This window comes from Nocardiopsis metallicus (genome assembly GCF_014201115.1).
Lineage (GTDB): Bacteria > Actinomycetota > Actinomycetes > Streptosporangiales > Streptosporangiaceae > Nocardiopsis > Nocardiopsis metallicus.
The window spans coordinates 1,935,738-1,952,790 of sequence record NZ_JACHDO010000001.1 but is presented as its reverse complement, the minus strand read 5'-3'; the positions used below and the strand labels follow the sequence as shown (position 1 = coordinate 1,952,790).

The following is a 17,053-nucleotide window of genomic DNA, read 5'->3' as shown; positions in this document are numbered from 1 at the left end:
GCGCAGCGCGCCCCGGTGGTGGGCGGGCCGGGGTGAGGGCTGGCTGGCCGCCCCGGCTGTCCGCGCCGCTCCGGCCTGCTCCGCCACCGCTGCGGGCCTCACCGGTCCACCCGCTCGCCGCGTGCGTCGCCGCAGTCGAAGACCGCTCGGTACTCGGGGTCGCGCCACAGTTCGGCGTGCGTGCGCACGGCTCGGACACGGCCGCCCTCCAACCACACCACCTGGTCCGCGCGCGCCGCGGTGGAGAGCCGGTGCGCCATGACGATTCGGGTACCCGGGCGGACCTCACGCGCCAGAGCCCGGTCCACCTGCCGTTCGGTCGCCGTGTCCAGGCTTGAGGTGGCGTCGTCCAGGATCATCAGCCGTCCGGCGTGGGCGAAAGCCCGGGCCAGTCCCAACCGTTGCAGTTCCCCGCCCGAGAGCGGAGCCTCCTCCAACGCGGTGGCGTACCCCCGGGGGAGCGCTCTGACGAAGTCGTCGGCTCCGGCCGCTCGGGCGGCCGCCCGTACGCGCTCGGCCGACGGGGTCTGGACCCCCGAGGCGATCGCGTCCGCGACGGTGGCGCCCCGGAGGGAGGGCCGCTCGAACGCGTACCCGACCTCCCGGCGGAGTACATCGGCGGCCACCGCTTCCAGGGGCACGCCGTCCAGGCGGACCTCGCCCTCGTCGGGGGCGGTGAGCCGTCCCGCGACGGCGCCCAGCGTCGACTTGCCGGAGCCGGAACGCCCCACGACGGCCACCGTCTGGCCTCCGGGCACGCACAGGTCCACCCCGCGCAGTACCCACACGCCGTCGAGTGCCACTCCGACACCGCGCAGTTCCAAGGTCCCGGTACCGCCGAGGGGCAGCTCCCTCCGCCCGTGGGTCAGCGGGGGGACGGTGACGAGCTCGTTCACGCGGCGCGCGGCCGTGCGGCCGCGGATCAGCGCTCCGAGCGGACCGGCCACCGCCCCCAGCCCCGCGGCCAGTGCGGCGTAGCGGGACACCGCCAGCAGGTCACCGACGCTGATCCTCCCCTCCGCGAGGCCGAACCCGCCCACCGCGAGCACGGCCGTGATGAGCAGGGGCATGAGCACTCCGCTGCGCGCCATCGCGGAGCCGTGCACCGACCACATGCGCCGCCCCTCGGTGCCGAGCTCACCCAGGGGGCGCAGGACGCGTGCGCGTTCCTCGTCCGCTGTCCCGGCGGCGGCGATGGCGCGGGCACCGCCCAAGGCGTCCGTGAGCCGCGTCGCGAGCAGGGACTGCACCCGCTGGTACCGGGAGACGGTGTCGGAGGAGTCGCGGGCGAAGGACCGCAGCAGCAGGCCCAGGGCGGGCAGTCCCAGGAGGAAGGCCAAGCCGATCCACGGGTCGATCACGAACAGCGCGACCAGGGCTCCGGCGGGGGCGAGGACCGCCGTGATGACCTGGGCCGCGGCGGCCGGGGCCGCACCTGCCTCGGTGGCGTGCACCGAGAGCCGGGTAGCCACGTCGCCGGGGGAGAACCGGCTCACGCTCCTGGGCGGGGCTGCCAACAGCCGTCGGATCGCACGCAGCCGCAGCCAGGCGGTCGATCGTGCGCCGACCGTTCCCGCCAGCAGGGCGACGGTCGCGCCCAGGGCGACCTCGGCCGCGGTCAGGGCCACCGTCGCCGCCAACGCGCGTCCGGCGCCCGGACGGCCTTCCAGGAGCAGGTCGAGGGTGAGGCCGAGCACGGCGGGCAGGGCCAGCGAGGCAGCCGCCGCCGCGGCGGCGCACAGCAGGATAGCCGCGGTGCGTCCGGCGCTCGCCCTGGTCACCCGGACGAGCAGGGCGTCCGCGGAGCGTACGGCACGGGGGTCTGCCTTGCCGTCACGGGGGCGGGTGGACACCATCCGGTCGCCTTCCTGCATGGCTCGTGGTGAAGCCCGGCGGCGCCCGTGGGCACCGCCGGGCCGCAGCAGGGTCCGTGCTCACCGGACCCGGGGCCGTGGGGGCGGGATCCCGCCCCCACGGCTCGCTCACGCCGCGTTCGTCCGCGGCGGGCTCCCTAGCAGGTGGTGACGCTCAGGCTGCTGTCGCCGCACAGGAGCAGGCTGGCGGTGCTGGTGCCGCCGGATCCGCCGTGCGCCTCGTTCTTGGCGGTCTCCATGGACTGCAGGTCGAGCAGGGTCATAGCTGTTATCCTTTCGATCGGAATTCGCTTCTCCGTTATTCATTTGTTCCGGACCATGGCAGTGGCCGGTTCTGGGTCCGCCGCAGCGGAGGGAGGAAGGGCAGCCGGGCAGGCTGTTCACTCTGCGCTGCGGCGAGTGCCAGCAGACAGCCCGCGGTGCCCGTGGAGAGGTCCATGGAGAGCCGCATCAGCTGCTCTCCGGGGAAGGCCAGGTGGCCCTGGTAGCGCATGGCGTACCGGGTCAGCGCGTCGATCTGGCGACGCACCTGTGCCGGCTCGGTGCCGGGCCCGGGAGCCGTCGTCCGGCTCAAATACAGGATCATTCCCGCCAGACCGCGGAAGAGGCCGGGCTGGGCGTAGAAGCCGGACCGCGCGGCTCCGACGATCCCCGGGCGGGCCCGCTCGAACACCTCGTCGGAACGGTGCTCCAGGTAGTCGTCGAGCACGATCCCCACACCGGCGCTGCCCTCACCCAGGTAGGGCATGGTCCGCCACCCCTCGTCCACCTGGAGCGTGCCGAAGGCGCTGGTGACGCAACGGTCGAGGTCGGCCCGGAGGGCGCGCTCGGCCAGGTCGAGCAGTGCGGTGTCACCGGTCCGCTCGTACAGGCGCAGGCAGAGCAGGGCCACGCCCGCGCCCCCGTGCAGCAGTCCGGCGCGGCGCCGCTCGGGCGCGGCCGCCAGAAAGCCCTCTGCGGCCAGTTCCGCGCAGCGCAGCGCGCCCGAGTGCAGCTCCGACTCCCCGGTTCCGGTGCCCAGGGAGTCCAGGGCCAGCCCGATTCCGGCCGTCCCGCCGTGCAGGCCCGGACCCAGCCCCTCCCACGGCTGCTCCATGACCAGCTCGGCCAGAGCCAGGGAGGCATCCACGTGACCGAGGCGGTGCAGGGTCCAGGACAGTCCCGAGAGGCCGTCGAAGAAACCCAGCGGGGCTCCCGAGTCGGGCTCCTTGCTGTGCCGCACCAGCCACTGTTCGGCTTCGGGGTATCGCGCGGCGCCGCTCTCAGCGAGGGCGTAGAGTACCCCGGCCGCGCCGTAGCCGAAGGAGAGCCCGCCGCCGGGCGTCGTGAACTGGGTGATGTCGCCTGGAAAGTAGCGGTCCTCCCGGTCGGGGGTCGCCGATGCGAGGATGGCGCGGACCATCGAGTCCCGGCTGCGGGGCCAGTCCCCCGGCTCGACCGGCGGGAAGGGGGCGCGCGCGTCGCTGGCCGCGGGGCGCACCCTTCGGGTGGAGGTGCCCGCCCCAGCGGCGCCGTCCGGCTCGCGCAGGATCTCCCTCACACCGGTCTCCAGGAACTCCCGGGCCTCGGGGAAGACACGCGTGGCCTCCTCGGCCAGGTGCCGGGCCTTGCCCCGGTCCACCGCCAGCACATTGGTCAGGGGTAGGAAGAGAGCGATGCGCAGGCAGGCCAGTGCGTACAGGTCCACGTCGAAGCCCCGGTGCCCCCGCGGGGCGACGAAACCCGGGTTGGCGACCGTCTGTCGGCTGCCCTCGTGCGCGCTCCGGGCGACCTCGAAGTCGAGCAGTACCACCGAGGACTCGTCCTCGGAAACCATGATGTTGAACAGGTGCAGATCGTTGTAGACGACGCCGCGCGCGTGCACCGCCTCGATGGCCTCCTCCACCAGACCGTGCAGGCGCATCGCCCACCGGCCGTACTCCCTCAGCGCCTCCGGTGCGGGGTCGGCCTCGACCAGGGGGTGCCGATGGGCGAAGAAGGAGTTCAACGGTTTGCCGTGGATGAACTCCATCACCAGGAAGTGGTGCTCGCCCAGGGTGAAGGAGTCCTTGACCTCGGGGGCGCAGGCCAGTCCGGAAAGGCGTTCCAGGGCGCTGCGCTCCTGTTCCAGGCGGTGTACCGCGTCGGCGCCGTCGGCGGCCAGGCCGGCGTGCGGCCGGGCTTCCTTCAGCACCACGGGCTCACCTGTGCGCCGGTCCCGCCCGGCGTAGACACCGCCGCCGTTGGAGAAGTGCAGGGCGCGCTCGATGTCGTAGGGCAGACCTGTGACGTCCACGGCCTCGCGCGCCTCCAGGTGCGGACGGAGGAAGTCGGGGACGGTCACCCACTCCGGCACGTGGAAGGCCGGGCCGCGCTGGTCCGGCACGAGCACGCCCTCGTCGTTCTCCAGCGCGGGTACCGGCTCGCCGTGCTCGTCGTAGCAGTGCCGCCGGGTGAAGCTCCCGTAGCGCAGGTGGACCGGTCCCGCGTTCCAGCGCAGGTCGCTGAGGATGTACGGGCCGGGTTCGCCGCCCACGAGTGCGTCCAGACCGGCGGCGACCGAGGCGCACTCGTCGTCGGTCGGGTAGACGGTGATGAACTTCCCGCTGCCCCCGCGATCCGCGTACTTGGCGTTCCGGTTGTGCAGCAGGTACCGGGTGGGGACGAACTTGAAGGAGACGGCCCGTTCCACGCAGTAGTCCCAGACCCGGGCCAGGATCGATTCCGCGTTGTCCAGGCAGGCGGAGACATGGATCTTCCAGCCCTGGTCCGGTAGCCGGTGCTCGACGGGACGCAGCGCCAGCCAGTCACCGGCTCGGTTCCTCTGCCACCCCTCGGGTGCCGGCCACGCCGCCCTGGTGAAGACCTGGTCGCGTTCGCCGACCGTTCCTGAGGTGTCGGAACCAGCCCAGACGCGGTGGGGCGTGTCGTAGAAATAGCGGTCGGCGTCGCAGAACACACCGTACCCCTTGATCATACGAACTCCCTCACGGCTTAATTGGTCAGCGGCCTTCCAAAGGGTGGCATGTGGGTTATCTCCATGTCCATACCTTTGCCTGTTATTTTTCGGGTCTTCCTTTACTCGTCATTAACTTACGGGGTGGAAAAGGGCGTCCTTCTTCGGTCCTGATCTGCGTATTCGCTGCTCCTGGGGCCAGGTTCGGCGCCGGGTCTGGCTTGCGGGGTTCCTACGGGCTCCTCCCTGTCACTTCCAGGGTCGAAAGGCCTCTCTGCTTCGGAGGTGGCCGATGAAGGCAGGTCGAAGCGCTGTGAGGCCTCTGGCCTGGTATTTCTCTGCACTTGACGTGCTGTCGGCAATATGCTGATTTGTGAAGTTTTGCGAGGTCTGAAAGGGGTGTGAACAGGGAGGTTAAGTCTTCTCGGGAAGGTGTGGAGGTCTATCCAGAGGTCTCTCGGATGAGGTCTAGTTGAACCGCATGGACTTGAGGAAAACGTTGAAGGCCTATCTCCGGTGTCAGCATGTGCGATGCCCTCCGAGGGCGTATCCGTCTTCGGTATATCCTCGTCACGAAGAAATGCATCTCCCGGAAGGTAGAAGGCGTGCATGTCGGGAGTGCGGCTGCTCAGGCCTCTGCTGAATTCCATGTGAGCTGCTCTGGAGGGCCATCCGAAGCGCTTTCCGGCCTCATGGGGGAGGCCGATTCGGGGTGAATCCCAGGACTTCTCGCCCGCTGCGGTTCCTCCATCGCCAAAAAGGTTTTTCGCGTCGGAGAACACTGCGCCTGACAGACACGGAACGGCCGGGCAGTCGCTCAGTTCCACAGCCTGCCCGGCCTTGACCCGTGGTGGCGGTGACACCCCCGACCCCTCGCCGGAGAGCTCGGCCGTCGGCTTCGCGCGGTCGGTGCCCTCGGCTCGGCCCCGGGCGGCATGAGCCGCAGCCGCGCGGGCTCACGGACAAGGCCCCAGGGGCCCTTCCCGCCACTGTCTCCCGTGTTTCCCCGGGGCCTGGGGCGGCCGCGGCCGAGTCACCCCCGGGCGGCCTGCGGGGTCGCGGCCACCTCGACGACGCGTTCGAGGCGGGCCAGGGTCTCGGCTCGGTGGGACGCGATGAGGACGGTGCCCTGGAATTCGGCGATGACGTCGGAGACCAGTCGTTCGGTGGCCGGGTCGAGGCTGGCGGTCACCTCGTCCACGAGGAGGACGCGCGGTCGGCGGGCGAGGGCGCGGGCCAGGCACAGGCGTGCCCGCTGTCCGCCGGACAACCGCACCCCCGCCTCTCCGAGTTCGTCGTCGAGACCGATCCAGGTGGTGGCTTCGACGCGTTCGAGCAGGGCGGTCAGTTCACTGTCGGAGCGCGGTCCGCAGCCGCGCAGCAGGTTGTCGCGGACGGTGCCGTGGAAGAGCACGGCGTCCTGGTCGACCAGGGCCACCGCACCCCGCAGCGCCCCGTCGTCCAGTTCGGCGACGGGTACGCCCTCGCCGTCGGCCGTGATGAGCTCGACGGCGCCCGCGGAAGGATCCCAGAGGCGGGCGGCCAGGGCGATGAGGGTGCTCTTGCCCGAACCGGAGGGGCCGACCAGACCGACGTGCTCGCCCGGGGCGAGTTCGGCGGACCAGGACGTGAGCGTTGGCCGTCGGCCCTCGTAGGAGAAGGACACGTCCCGGAACCGCAGGCCCAGCGGCCCGTCGGGCAGCTGCCTCGGAGCCTGGGGCAGGGCGACGACCGGGGGACGGTTGATGCCGGCGGCGACGCGTTCGGCGCCGGAGACGAGCGGATGGAGCCGGGTGAGTGTGTCGGTGGCGTCCACGACCGCGGCGATGCCGACCAGGGCCAGGGCGACCAGCGCGGGCAGTTCCGCGGGCGCCAGCCGAACCGGGGCGCCCGCGGAGAGCACGCCCGCCGCGGCGGCGCTGGTGGCGATGACGCCGATGACCACGCCGGTGAGGATGAGTTCCCGTAGGCTGGTGACCAGCTGTGACAGCAGTTCGCGCCGTCGCGCGAGGGCGGTGGCGCGGGCGGTGGCGTCGTTGGTCTGGGCGATGGTGCGGGGCGCGAGTCCGTAGGCGAGTACCTCGCGGAGTGCGCCCAGCGCGTCCACGATGTGCGCGGACAGGTCGGAGCGCTCCCGCTGCTCCCGCTCACCCAGCCGCCGGGCGGTCCGCGCCCAGTACAGTGCGCTGCTCGCCACGAGGGCGGAGCCCAGGAGCATGACCAGTGCGGCTTCGGGCAGCAGCAGGGACGCGGTGGCCAGGGACGCGGCGAACAGGGTGAGCGAGGCGCCGAGCTGAGCGAGGGTGTGGGCGTAGAAGAACTCGAGCTTTTCTATGTCGTCCATCGCGACGGACGCGGCGCGCCCGGAGTGCTCCCGGCGCCGACCGGGGACACTGCGCGCGTAGGCGTCGAACAGCGCCATCCGCAGCCGGGCCAGCACACGGTAGGCCAGGGCGTGCGAGACGTCCATCTCCCGCCAGGTCAGGAGCACGCGCAGCACCACGAGCCCCAGGACCAGGGCCCACCACACGGGGCCGGGCGGTGTGCGCTCCACCACGGCGTGGCCGACCGCCCACGCGGTGAGCACGGTCAGAGCGGCCAGGGCGAGCGCGCTCAGGGTGCCCAGCAGGTAGCTCCAGACCATCCCCCGCCACTGCGGGCGCAGGACGGGCAGCAGTTCACGGAAGGCCCGGAACGCGGAAAGGGTGTTCACAAGGTGCTCCTGTGCAGGTGTCCGGAGTCGAGGCTGAACACGGCGGGAACCTCGGTGAGCGTCTCGGTGCGGTGGCTGATCATGAGGACGACGCGGTCGCGCGCCACGCGGTGCAGGGTGTGCACGACATCCGCTGAGCGGTCGGCGTCCAACGCGCTCGTCGGCTCGTCCACCAGCAGGACCGGGCGCCGTGCCAGCAGCGCGCGGGCCAGGGCCAGGCGTTGGCGCTGGCCGCCGGAGAGGCTGGTCCCGGCTTCGGTGACCTCGGTGTCGAAGCCGCGCGGGAAGCGCTGGATCTCGTCGAGGATGCCCGCGTCGCGGCAGGCCCGGACGAGGTCCGCTTCCGCGGTGGCGCCGGTGACCGCGAGGTTGTCGCGGATGGTCCCGGCGAAGAGCACGGGCCGCTGGGAGACCACGGCGATGTCGCGGGCGCGCAGCGGCCGCCCGTCGAGTTCGATGCTTCCGGTACGCGGGGTGAGGAAACCCAGGAGGAGGTCGAAGAGGGTGGACTTACCGGCTCCGGACTCTCCGACGATCGCGGTGAGCGAGCCCCGCCGGGCGGTCAGGTCGAGGTCGTGGATGACGTCGCCCGCGGCGTCGGGGTAGCCGAAGCTCAGGCCCCTCACCCGTAGTTCGTCCGCCGACCGTACCTCGCCGGACTGAGCATCCCCGGGGCCGGGAGCGGCGGGGCCGGCGGGGCGCTCGGCCTCGGCGCCACCCGGTTCGGTGAAGGCCCCGATCCTTTTCAGGCCGGGGATCGCGGTCAGGCCGAGGAACCCGGCGTGCCAGTGCCGGGACAGGTCCCGGACGGGGCGGAACGCCTCGGAGGAGAGCAACAGGATCAGGTAGACCTCCAGCGCCGGGGCCTGCCCGGTGACCGCGTGGGTGATCGCGACGGCGGCCGCGGCGACCACGCCCCCCTGGACGGCGGCGTCGGTAACCGACGTCTCGCCCAGGGAGCCGCGCATCACGCGTTCGGTGGCCCTGCGCAGCGCCTCCGAGCGGCGGTCCAGCCGCGCCCGGGTGCCGGACACGTCGCCGAGTGCGCGCAGGGTGGCCATACCGCGCAGGGATTCGAGCAGGTCGGCGCTGAGCGCCTCGTAGCTGTCCCAGTGGTCGAGTCCGCGCCGGGCCATCATCCGTTTCCAGGCCAGCGGGCCCACCAGGGCGAACACCACCCCGGCGGCCACGAACAGGCCGGCCCAGGGTGAGAGCCACAGCAGGGCGACCACGACGACGGGGCAGGTGAGGAGCAGCTGCACGATCGCTGGAACGTACTTGGAGACGTAGGCGTCGATCCCGTCGACGCCGTCACCGAGGCTGGCCCGCATCGAGCCGTCCCGGGCGCCCGTGTCGTGCAGCCGCTCGGGCACGAGCGCGGCCTCCATCGCACGGCGGCGCACCGCCTGCTTGACCAGGCCGCCCAGGGACGCTGCGGCCCACGCCTGCGCCAGGGAGAGCACCAGGCGCAGCAGTGCGATCCCGAGGATCAGCGACAGCGCCAGGAGTACTTCCCGGGCCTGGCCGTGCAGGACGGCCGACATCGACCAGGCGATCGCCACGGCCTGTCCGACGTGGGTGAGGAAGACGAGGACGAGCAGGGCCACGCTCCGGGTCAGGGCAGCGGGGAATCGGGTCGCCTCCCGCCACAGCAGGGGGACGATCATCATGCGGCTGACTCCTTGTCGAGATGGTGTGCGCCGGGGAGCATCGCCAGGGCGTGGACGGTCCAGCGGCCGCGCGCGGCGGTGAACCCCGACACCGGGCGGCAGCGCCACCGCTGGGACAGGGCGCCGGCGTAGCACAGCCCGGCCGCCTGCCGGTGGGCCCGCCACAGGGCCGGGGCGAGTGCGGCGGCGGGTGTGCCCACCGCCACGGACCAGGTCTTCAGTCGGTGGGCTCCGAGTACCCAGGCCTGCCCGGACTCCTTCGCGGCCCGCGCGGACCGCGGGTCGCGGTTGCGCTCAGCGGCCTCGAACTCGCCGATCGCCGGGGAACGCCTCGCGGCCAGGGCGTCGCGGCGATCTGCCGGGACCGACCAGGTCCCGGGAAGTTCGACGGCGGCCAGCGCGATCTCGGGTGCGAGTCCGCGTGCGAGCCACCGGCCGTGCTCGCAGGCGCGCGGCACGCCGAGCAGCTCGCGCAGCCACGGCCCGGGGCCCAGGTGGACCGCGGCGGGGCCCGGGGCGCACAGGAACTCCACCGCGGCCAGGGCGTAGGCGGTGTCCGCGATCCACAGCGGCCAGGCCCGGTGGCGGTACCGGCCGAAGCTGCGACCCGGCTGCACCGTCAGGACCAGGTGGGTCCCCCGCACGGCGGTACCGCTACCGGGGGCGTCCCAACCCGCGTCCCGTTCGCGGGCCGCGTCGCGCCGCAGCAGTACGCCCTTCTCCATGTCGAAGGCGTACCGGCCCGCCTCCAGGGGGCCGTCCGCGCCGACGACCAGGTGGGTGTGCACGGGGTAGGCCGCCCCCGCGGAGGGCACCGGTCGCCTGGGCACACGGGTCGCCGTCCCGTCGGCCAGGCGGTGGTGCCCCCTGCTGAGCCACAGGCCGTCGAGCAGGGCGCGTTCGCGCTCCGGTACCGCCACCGGGTCGGCTCCGGCCCGGTGCCAGGGGTTGGCACGCGGTCCGGGAGGCACGGGCGGGCCCGGAACCTGGGCGGAGAAGGCGCGCGCCAGGGCGGGTGGCAGGGGCGAGGGCCCCGCCGGGCCCGGTTCCGCATCGTAGGGGGCGGGGCCCTGCGGGAAGGAAAGGGGCATGGGTACGGCCTCACATGTGCGGCGGCGGGACGAGGGTGAGGTCCCCGGGGCTCCCGTCCCACGAGGTGCGCCACCCCCGTTCGAGGGCCGCCTCCTCCAAACGCGGCATGCCGAGGTAGGCGAAGGCCGCGGGAGCGTTGGGGACGAGCCCGGTGACGAAGCTGCGCACCACGCGCAGCGACGTGCGGCGCACGTCGCTCGTCGTCAGGTCACGGGTGATGACGCGGTGCCCGCGAGCGTCCAGCCGCTGGTAGACCTCGTCCATCGACACGGGCGCGACCTCGCTGATGGGCCGGACGCCCAGGGCGGGTGCGGTGAAGCGCCGGGCCTCGCCGTGGACTCGGGGGTCGAGCCAGACCTGGACGTGCGCGCCCAGGTCGACGACGTGCTCGAACTGGGCGCCGGCGGCGTCGAGGTAGTTGGTGTCGGCACGGAAGTCGAGGTAGAGGCCGCGGGCCATCAGGCCCTGTTCGACGGCGCGGAAGACCCACCCGTCGGCGGTGGTGCAGCCCTGGGTGTAGACCCAGGTGTGGACGGCTTCGAGCACGGCCTTGCGGGCGGCCCTGACCGGGTCGAGTGCGGCGGAGAACCCCGCCGCGTACAGGCCGCGTTCCCCGTCGTGCACGAGCGCGGCCACGGCCGGGGCGAACTCCGAGGGCATGACCGCGAGGGACACCTCCAGGGAGCTGCCGCGCAGGTCGTCGGCGAGCCCGGGAACGCTGGCGGGGTCGATCCCGAAGGTGGGCCCGTCCAGATGCCACCACAGTTCGAGGGCGTCGCGTTCGATGACCTCCATGACCCCGCGGTCCCTCGCGTCGTCGGCCCCCTGCCCGGTGGCGATCCCGGCGTAGTTCAGGTGGTGCACGCGCGGCAGGTGGCGAAAGCGTGACTGCCGCCAGTTGAGGTAGACCAGCGAGGCCGGCATCCACACCTCGGAGCCGTCGCGCTCGCCGCAGCGCGTCCAGAGGGTGGGGGTGTCCTCGGTGAGGGGCTGGTAGGGGAACCCGTCGCGGCCGTACTGCCACGGAGCGCACCGGGGCAGGTCGTCCAGGGCGATCGGTCGACGGCCCGCGGCCAGCAGTTCCGCGCGGGTTCCGATGCGCAGTTCGTCGTGGGGGAGGTCGGCGGGGAGCCAGTTCCCGCAGTAGCGCTCGACCCCTTCGGCGATCGCGGCGATCCGGGCCTGCTCGACGTCACCGAACGTCGTGCCCAGCGAGACGCGGTCGGCCGGCCACTCGCCGAGCTGCCGGGCGTCGGCGACGGCCGCCGTCAGCCCCGTGTAGGAGGCGGGAGCGCCGGGGGGATGCTTCACGGCCCGCACGGAGCGGATGATTCCGCATTCGGGGTCGACGAGCGCCTCCACGGGCAGGGGGTGATCGGTTCCTGCCGTAGCGGTCTCGGTGGCACTCGGGCGGTGCCGCCCCGTTGTGGTGGTGCTCAAGGTGAGGTCCTTTCGTGGCGCCAGGCCTCTGACGCGGAATCGAGGGTCGACCGGGTACGGGAAGTGGAGGCGGCCGTGAGGATCCCGGTCCACTCCGCTGGTGAGCCCGGCAGACCTTGGGCCGCAAGCCACGGATCGATGATGTGGGCCAGTCCGCCCGCGGCCGAGATACGTGCCCGCAGGGCCCGGTCGGCGACGCCGCCGACCAGACCGTGTCCCCACGGGCCGCTGGCGAAGTGGCTCGGGGCGCCCCATTCGCGCGCGAGTCGCCGGGCGTCATGGTCGAAGAAGTCGTCATCGCCGCTGACCACCAGGAGCGGCGCGTCGACGCGGCCGTAGCGCGACGCCAGGTCCACTCGCTCAGCGCTCCACAGCCGCCGCCAGCCGGCCAACGTCGCTGGCGACCAGCCCCAGTCCCGGGCGGCCTCGACCACGCCCCGGCCGCGCGCCTGTGCGACGCGCCGGTCGAGCTCGGCCGCTGACAGCGGGGGCTGGGAGCGCCGGTGGCGCCCGTGTTCGTGCCACCATCCGATCCGGTGCAGGATCTGCGGGGCGCCCTCGTGGTCCCACGCGGTCTCGGCCAGCCCGAGAGCGGGGACGAGGACGATGATCGCCGCGACCGTGGGCGCGTGGTCACCCGTCACGGCCCGAGCGGCTTCCAGAGCGGCGTGGGCGGCGTACGAGGCACCGAAGAGGACCAGCGGCAGCCCTTCGTATTCCTCGGTCAGTCGGGCGAGTACCCGGCCGCCGTCGTCCTCCTCATGGGAGTAGGGGGCCCACGCTCCCGTTGACCGGTACCGTCCGCGCACGTCCTGGACGAGGCAGTGGTAGCCACGGGCGTTCCATGAGCGTGCCGTCCCCGCGTGCTGGTCCGCGTCGTAGGGGGTGCGGATCACCACGAGGCCCGCCGGGTTCGCGCATTCCCACACGCGCCCGCGCAGTACTGCGCCGTCCCCGCCCTGGCACAGGTGTTCGCGTCCGGGTTCCACGGTCATACCCGCCGACGCGCGTCCGGGTCGATGGAGGGTGGCGGGTCGTAGGCCAGGACGGGATGCTCGCTGATCGTGCCGGTGGCGGGGACGAACTTCCACAGCGTGCGGCGGTAGCCCTCCAACGTGTCCGCCCGCTGGGCCCAGGCGAGGGCCAGGGTGAGCAGCCGGCCCGTCATCAGAGTGTGCGCGGCCGCCGAGGGGGGCGTGGAGGCCATGGCCGCGCGCCGCCAGGTGTCGAGTTCGCGGGGGACGAAGCTCGCCGCGAGGCGCCGCCGGTACACCTGCTCGGCACCGGGGTCGTCCCCGTTCAGGGAGAGGGGATCGACGAAGCAGTTCTCGCCCTCGCGGTAGGCGCGCAGCCAGGCGACGCCCTGGCCCGGCAGCGCGTCGAGCCGGTCCCAGCCGAGGCGCTCTGCGTGGGAGTCCGCGTACGCGATCATCAGCCCCCACGGTGGAGTGCCTTCTCCGCGGCGGCCGACCGCGCCGCGGGCCGGTCGATCAGGGGCAGCCGCTCCGTCGATCGAGGCGAGCAGGGCATCGCCGTCGGTGTGGCGGGTAACGGCCGCACCCCAGCCGGTCAGGGCCTCAGCCACCGCGTCGACGAGGGGGCCCGTGCCGATCAGGGCGACCTCGCGTCGCGGACCCGGCCAGCGGTGCTGTGCGTCCTCTTCCTCGCGTGCGGACACCTTCGCCCGCAGTGCCTCGGCGTACGCGGCGGTTCTCCCGTCAGCGCCCGAAGCGCCGCCCAGAACGTCCAGGAGGTCGTCCGGCGGGGACACCAGGCGCAGGAAGCGCCCTGAGGAGGTGCGTACGACACCGGTGCCCGCGCTGTCGATGATGGCGTGCGCACCGGTTCCCGGCACGGGGGAGACGGATGGTTCTGGGGGCATGGCCGACCTCTCAAACGGCCCGGTCGGGCAGCGCGGGGCTGCCCGACCGGGTGGTTCTCAATGACTACGTCCTACGTCGCGGGGACGGGAGTCAGTCGAAGGGGTTCTCGACGAGGGCGTTGGAGTGGGTGGAGGACAGGTGGGCGAGCTGCTCGGTCTCCTCGATCTCGGCGACGACGTCGAAGGGGTTCTCGACGAGGGCGTTGGAGTGGGAGGCGGACAGGTGGGCGAGCTGCTCGGTCTCTTCGACCTCGGCGACGATCTGGTTGTCCATAGGTCATTCCCTTCTCAATGCATGGCGTATCGGTCATAGGCGCCGATACGTGTTCGTGGGGGACGAACGGCGCTCACTGTACTTGATAATGGTTTTCATTTCCAATAGCTTGGCGCAATGAACTTCCAGAACCTCCTCGTGGCCGACTACCGTGCGGGCCGCACCTACGCCGTAGCGGACGGCGCGGTGAGAGAGCTCGGCAACGCCGTACTCGCCGAGCACGCCGGGTTCCTGGCGCTGCCCGGTACGGAGCGGGGGCCCGGCGAGTGGGCCTTCGTCGACGACCGCTCCGGCGCGCTCGTGGTCTCGGGCACCCGGGGGGAGCGCCGCTTCCCCGCGGCCATCCCCGGCGAACACCTCGCCTGTGACGCCTCGGGCCGCTACGTGGTGGTGACGACCGGACTGGGCGCGAACGAGCAGCCGTGGAGCGACGTCGTCACCCTGGTCGACCTGGAGCGGAGCGAGTCCGTACGGTTCCGCTCCCGGGTCGGAGAACCCGGCGCCATGGTCGTCCCCGACCAGGCCGGCGGCGAGCCCGCGGTCGTGCTGCGCCACAGGGAGCCCGGGTCCCTGGAGGCGTTCCCCCTCTCCCAGTGCCTGGGCGTCGCCGCGCACGTGCCCCGGATCACCGGTGAGACCCTTCGCGGTATCGCCGACGACGGACACGGCGACGTCGTCGACCAGCGCACCGGTATCGCGGCGACCGCGACCAGCAGGGGACTGGAGCGTTTCGTCGTCGACGGCGGTGTCCCGCGCATGCTCGACACCGTCGCCTGGCCCGTGCCCGGGCGCGCCTACTACCTGCGCCTAGACCCGCAGACCGGCCGCGCGGTGGGCGTGGTCCGAGGCGGTCCCGCATCCCCGACGGCATGGACCGAGTGGACGAACCACCTGGTCGACGTCGACTTGTCCACCGGTGCGACGCGCTACCTGGAGCTTCCCCGGGGGCTGGCCTTCCGCTTCGCGCTCGGCGGCCCCCGGGCCGCTGTAGCCACCATCCACCCGGACGGGGACGAGCTCGCCGTCATCGAGCGGACCGAGCCCTCGATGAGCCTCGCCCGCACCATCGCGCTCCCTGCGATGTCGTGCCCGCCCGTCCCCGGGCACCTGCCCTGGGACCCGGTCGGCGACGCGCCCGCGCAACGGCGCTCCCTGGCCGTCGACCCCACGGGGACGACCGTCGCGGTGACCCGGGGAGGCGACGGCCAGCTGCACCTGTTCCGCGACGGACGGCTCGACACCGTCAGCGTGCCCAGCCCGCTCGACGAGGGCGGGCACCTGTACTGGCACGGCGGCGCCGTCGACACCGACACCATCGGCCGGTAGCGATGCACGACTCCCCTCCGCCTCTCGACCCCGCCCTCGACGACGCGCTCACCGAGTGGGAACGGCACGGCCGTCCCGGCCTGCCGGAGAACGGGTTCACCCTCAGCCGACCGACCGGACGCCGACGCCGGGGGATCTACCGGGCGGACACCGGGGCGCCGGTGATCGAACCCGACGGGCACATCCTGCGCATGGATCCCTCCCCGGACGGGCGAAGCATCTGTGTCCAACTGGCCGAGCGCGCTGACGAGGACGCCGCGCTGGGGCTGGTCGACACCGCGACCGGAGCCCTGCGGCTCTACCCGGAGTTTCGCTGCCGCTACGACCCCGTGCTCTGGGACGCCGACTCCTCTGGCGCCGCACTGGTGGCGGGCGGCTCCCACCGCCTCGTCCGCGTCGACGCGAGGACCGGGGAGGCGACGGCCTCGGACGTGTCCCCGGACGCCCGGCTCAGACTCTTTCCCGGGGGGCGCCGCGGCCTGCTCGCCCAGAGCAGCCCCGGCAGCCCCAGCCGCCTGATCGACCGGGACACCGGTGCCGAGATCGCCGCGTTCGCCGCCATCGTCCGGGTCCTGCGGGCGGGTGAGGACGTCGTCGTCGACGACGGCAGCGGCCTTCAGGGGATCGACCCGGGCAGTGGTGCCCAGAAGTGGTGCTGGGACGATCCGGAAGTGCGGGTCACCTCCGTCGCCGCCAGCGGATCGGAGGTCGTCGCCGTCGGCGTACGCGCCGGCCGCAGCGTCCTCGTGCGGCTCGTCCGGGGTTCGGCGGTGGCCGAACGCGAGGTCGCCTACCGGGGCTCCCCGGCGGTCGCTACCGGGGTGAGCGCCGACGCGGGCCGCTTCCACGCCCTCATCGAAGGCCCGGTCCTGCCCCCGCGGGTCGTACCCGTCGAGAAACTGCTGTCCGACCCGACCGCCACCGCCCGCACGCGGTCCCCGGCGCGCACCGACCCGGCACACACCGAACGGTACGTCTTCACCGCCGGGGACGGCTCGCGCGTCCCCGTCCTGGTCACCTCGCCGATCGGCGCCGAGGGGCCCGCACCGCTGATCCTCACCTGCTACGGCGGCTTCGGTGTGCCGAGCCTGCCGGTGTTCGAGCCGACCGTGCCAGCGTGGGTCGAGAACGGAGGCCGGTACGCCGTCGCCCAGGTGCGGGGAGGCGGCGAGCACGGTCCCGCCTGGCGGCGGGCCGGGCACGGCCTCGCCAAGGAGCGCGGCATCGAGGACCTCGTCGCCATCGCGCGCGGTCTCGTTGAGGCCGGGCTCACCCGACCCGACCTGCTCGTCCTGGCAGGAGCCTCGCACGGCGGCGTCCTGGTCACCAGCTGCGCCCTGGGCGCTCCTGACCTGTGCGCTGGCGTCGTCAGCACCGCGGCCCCGCTCGACCTGCTCAATCTCGGTGCCCACCCGCTCGGGCAGCGCTGGGCCAGCGAGTTCGGAGCCTCGGACACCCCCGAGGCGATCGAACACCTGCGCCGGATCTCACCGCTGCACCGGGCCAGGGCGCTCACCCCCGGCACCCCGCTTCCCCGCTTCCTGGGCATCGTCCTGGCGGAGGACTCCCGGGTGGCCGCCGACGACACCCTGGCGGTGGCCGACGCGCTGCGCCGGGCCGGGGGCAGCGCCGCCGTATGGCGCGCACCGCAGACCGGTCACGGCGGCAACCACCTCGACAGCCTGCACCGCCTCGGGGCCACCGTCCTCAGTTTCGCCGCCGCGGCCACCGGGCCCGAGGGGAGGGCTCCAGCGACCGCGTAGGGGGAGTCCGTGCGGCGCACGCCACGAGAGGGCGCCCGGCACGAGCACGGGCGGCGGGCGGCGAACGCGGACCGGTTCTCGACG

General features: G+C 73.0%; 12 protein-coding genes. 2 read left to right on the top strand and 10 right to left on the bottom strand.

What is annotated here, in order from left to right; genetic code table 11:
• Positions 1 to 98: 98 nt before the first annotated feature.
• From HNR07_RS08375 to amiA, 10 genes are all read right to left on the bottom strand, one after another.
• On the bottom strand, positions 99 to 1,874 hold the full coding sequence (locus HNR07_RS08375; protein ID WP_376769910.1) for an ATP-binding cassette domain-containing protein: 1,776 nt from the start codon (positions 1,872 to 1,874) through the stop codon (positions 99 to 101).
• 137 nt (positions 1,875 to 2,011) lie between these two features.
• Complete coding sequence (locus tag HNR07_RS08370) at positions 2,012 to 2,137, bottom strand: SapB/AmfS family lanthipeptide (protein ID WP_184364099.1); 126 nt, start codon at positions 2,135 to 2,137, stop codon at positions 2,012 to 2,014.
• A gap of 35 nt (positions 2,138 to 2,172) precedes the next feature.
• The gene (gene lanKC / locus HNR07_RS08365) at positions 2,173 to 4,830 is read right to left on the bottom strand and encodes a class III lanthionine synthetase LanKC (protein ID WP_184364098.1); all 2,658 of its coding nucleotides are present in this window, start codon (positions 4,828 to 4,830) and stop codon (positions 2,173 to 2,175) included.
• 1,012 nt (positions 4,831 to 5,842) lie between these two features.
• Positions 5,843 to 7,522 carry an ABC transporter ATP-binding protein gene (locus HNR07_RS08360; protein WP_184364096.1) on the bottom strand — a complete coding sequence of 560 codons (1,680 nt, stop codon included), beginning with the start codon at positions 7,520 to 7,522 and terminating at the stop codon, positions 5,843 to 5,845.
• Entirely contained in the window at positions 7,519 to 9,192 is a 1,674-nt protein-coding gene (locus tag HNR07_RS08355; RefSeq protein ID WP_184364093.1) for an ABC transporter ATP-binding protein/permease, read from the bottom strand. The genes HNR07_RS08360 and HNR07_RS08355 overlap by 4 nt, the downstream gene beginning before the upstream one ends.
• Positions 9,189 to 10,283, bottom strand: coding sequence for a nitroreductase family protein (locus tag HNR07_RS08350; RefSeq protein WP_184364090.1), 1,095 nt, complete (start codon positions 10,281 to 10,283; stop codon positions 9,189 to 9,191). The genes HNR07_RS08355 and HNR07_RS08350 overlap by 4 nt, the downstream gene beginning before the upstream one ends.
• A 10-nt stretch (positions 10,284 to 10,293) precedes the next feature.
• The gene (locus HNR07_RS08345; protein ID WP_184364087.1) at positions 10,294 to 11,724 is read right to left on the bottom strand and encodes a YcaO-like family protein; all 1,431 of its coding nucleotides are present in this window, start codon (positions 11,722 to 11,724) and stop codon (positions 10,294 to 10,296) included.
• Positions 11,721 to 12,719, bottom strand: a complete 999-nt coding sequence (locus tag HNR07_RS08340) for a CocE/NonD family hydrolase (RefSeq protein ID WP_184364085.1) — start codon at positions 12,717 to 12,719, stop codon at positions 11,721 to 11,723. Before HNR07_RS08340 ends, HNR07_RS08345 begins: the two co-directional genes overlap by 4 nt.
• On the bottom strand, positions 12,716 to 13,606 hold the full coding sequence (locus HNR07_RS08335; RefSeq protein ID WP_184364083.1) for a hypothetical protein: 891 nt from the start codon (positions 13,604 to 13,606) through the stop codon (positions 12,716 to 12,718). Before HNR07_RS08335 ends, HNR07_RS08340 begins: the two co-directional genes overlap by 4 nt.
• Before the next feature lie 91 nt (positions 13,607 to 13,697).
• Positions 13,698 to 13,880, bottom strand: a complete 183-nt coding sequence (gene amiA / locus HNR07_RS08330; RefSeq protein ID WP_017580478.1) for a streptamidine family RiPP — start codon at positions 13,878 to 13,880, stop codon at positions 13,698 to 13,700.
• Positions 13,881 to 13,997: 117 nt separating this feature from the next.
• Between amiA and HNR07_RS08325 the strand changes: the two genes are divergently transcribed.
• Positions 13,998 to 15,206: a hypothetical protein gene (locus tag HNR07_RS08325; RefSeq protein ID WP_184364081.1), complete on the top strand. Its 1,209-nt coding sequence runs from the start codon at positions 13,998 to 14,000 to the stop codon at positions 15,204 to 15,206.
• Between the two features lie 2 nt (positions 15,207 to 15,208).
• Complete coding sequence (locus HNR07_RS08320; protein ID WP_184364079.1) at positions 15,209 to 16,969, top strand: prolyl oligopeptidase family serine peptidase; 1,761 nt, start codon at positions 15,209 to 15,211, stop codon at positions 16,967 to 16,969.
• The last annotated feature ends 84 nt before the right edge of the window (positions 16,970 to 17,053 follow it).

Excerpts from the sequence above, each read along its gene's own strand:
- HNR07_RS08375 (WP_376769910.1), bottom strand. The coding sequence starts at position 1,874 with ATGCAGGAAGGCGACCGGATGGTGTCCACCCGCCCCCGTGACGGCAAG.
- HNR07_RS08370 (WP_184364099.1), bottom strand. The coding sequence starts at position 2,137 with ATGACCCTGCTCGACCTGCAGTCCATGGAGACCGCCAAGAACGAGGCG.
- lanKC (WP_184364098.1), bottom strand. The coding sequence starts at position 4,830 with ATGATCAAGGGGTACGGTGTGTTCTGCGACGCCGACCGCTATTTCTAC.
- HNR07_RS08355 (WP_184364093.1), bottom strand. The coding sequence starts at position 9,192 with ATGATGATCGTCCCCCTGCTGTGGCGGGAGGCGACCCGATTCCCCGCT.
- HNR07_RS08350 (WP_184364090.1), bottom strand. The coding sequence starts at position 10,283 with ATGCCCCTTTCCTTCCCGCAGGGCCCCGCCCCCTACGATGCGGAACCG.
- HNR07_RS08340 (WP_184364085.1), bottom strand. The coding sequence starts at position 12,719 with ATGACCGTGGAACCCGGACGCGAACACCTGTGCCAGGGCGGGGACGGC.
- HNR07_RS08335 (WP_184364083.1), bottom strand. The coding sequence starts at position 13,606 with ATGCCCCCAGAACCATCCGTCTCCCCCGTGCCGGGAACCGGTGCGCAC.
- amiA (WP_017580478.1), bottom strand. The coding sequence starts at position 13,880 with ATGGACAACCAGATCGTCGCCGAGGTCGAAGAGACCGAGCAGCTCGCC.
- HNR07_RS08325 (WP_184364081.1), top strand. The coding sequence starts at position 13,998 with ATGAACTTCCAGAACCTCCTCGTGGCCGACTACCGTGCGGGCCGCACC.
- HNR07_RS08320 (WP_184364079.1), top strand. The coding sequence starts at position 15,209 with ATGCACGACTCCCCTCCGCCTCTCGACCCCGCCCTCGACGACGCGCTC.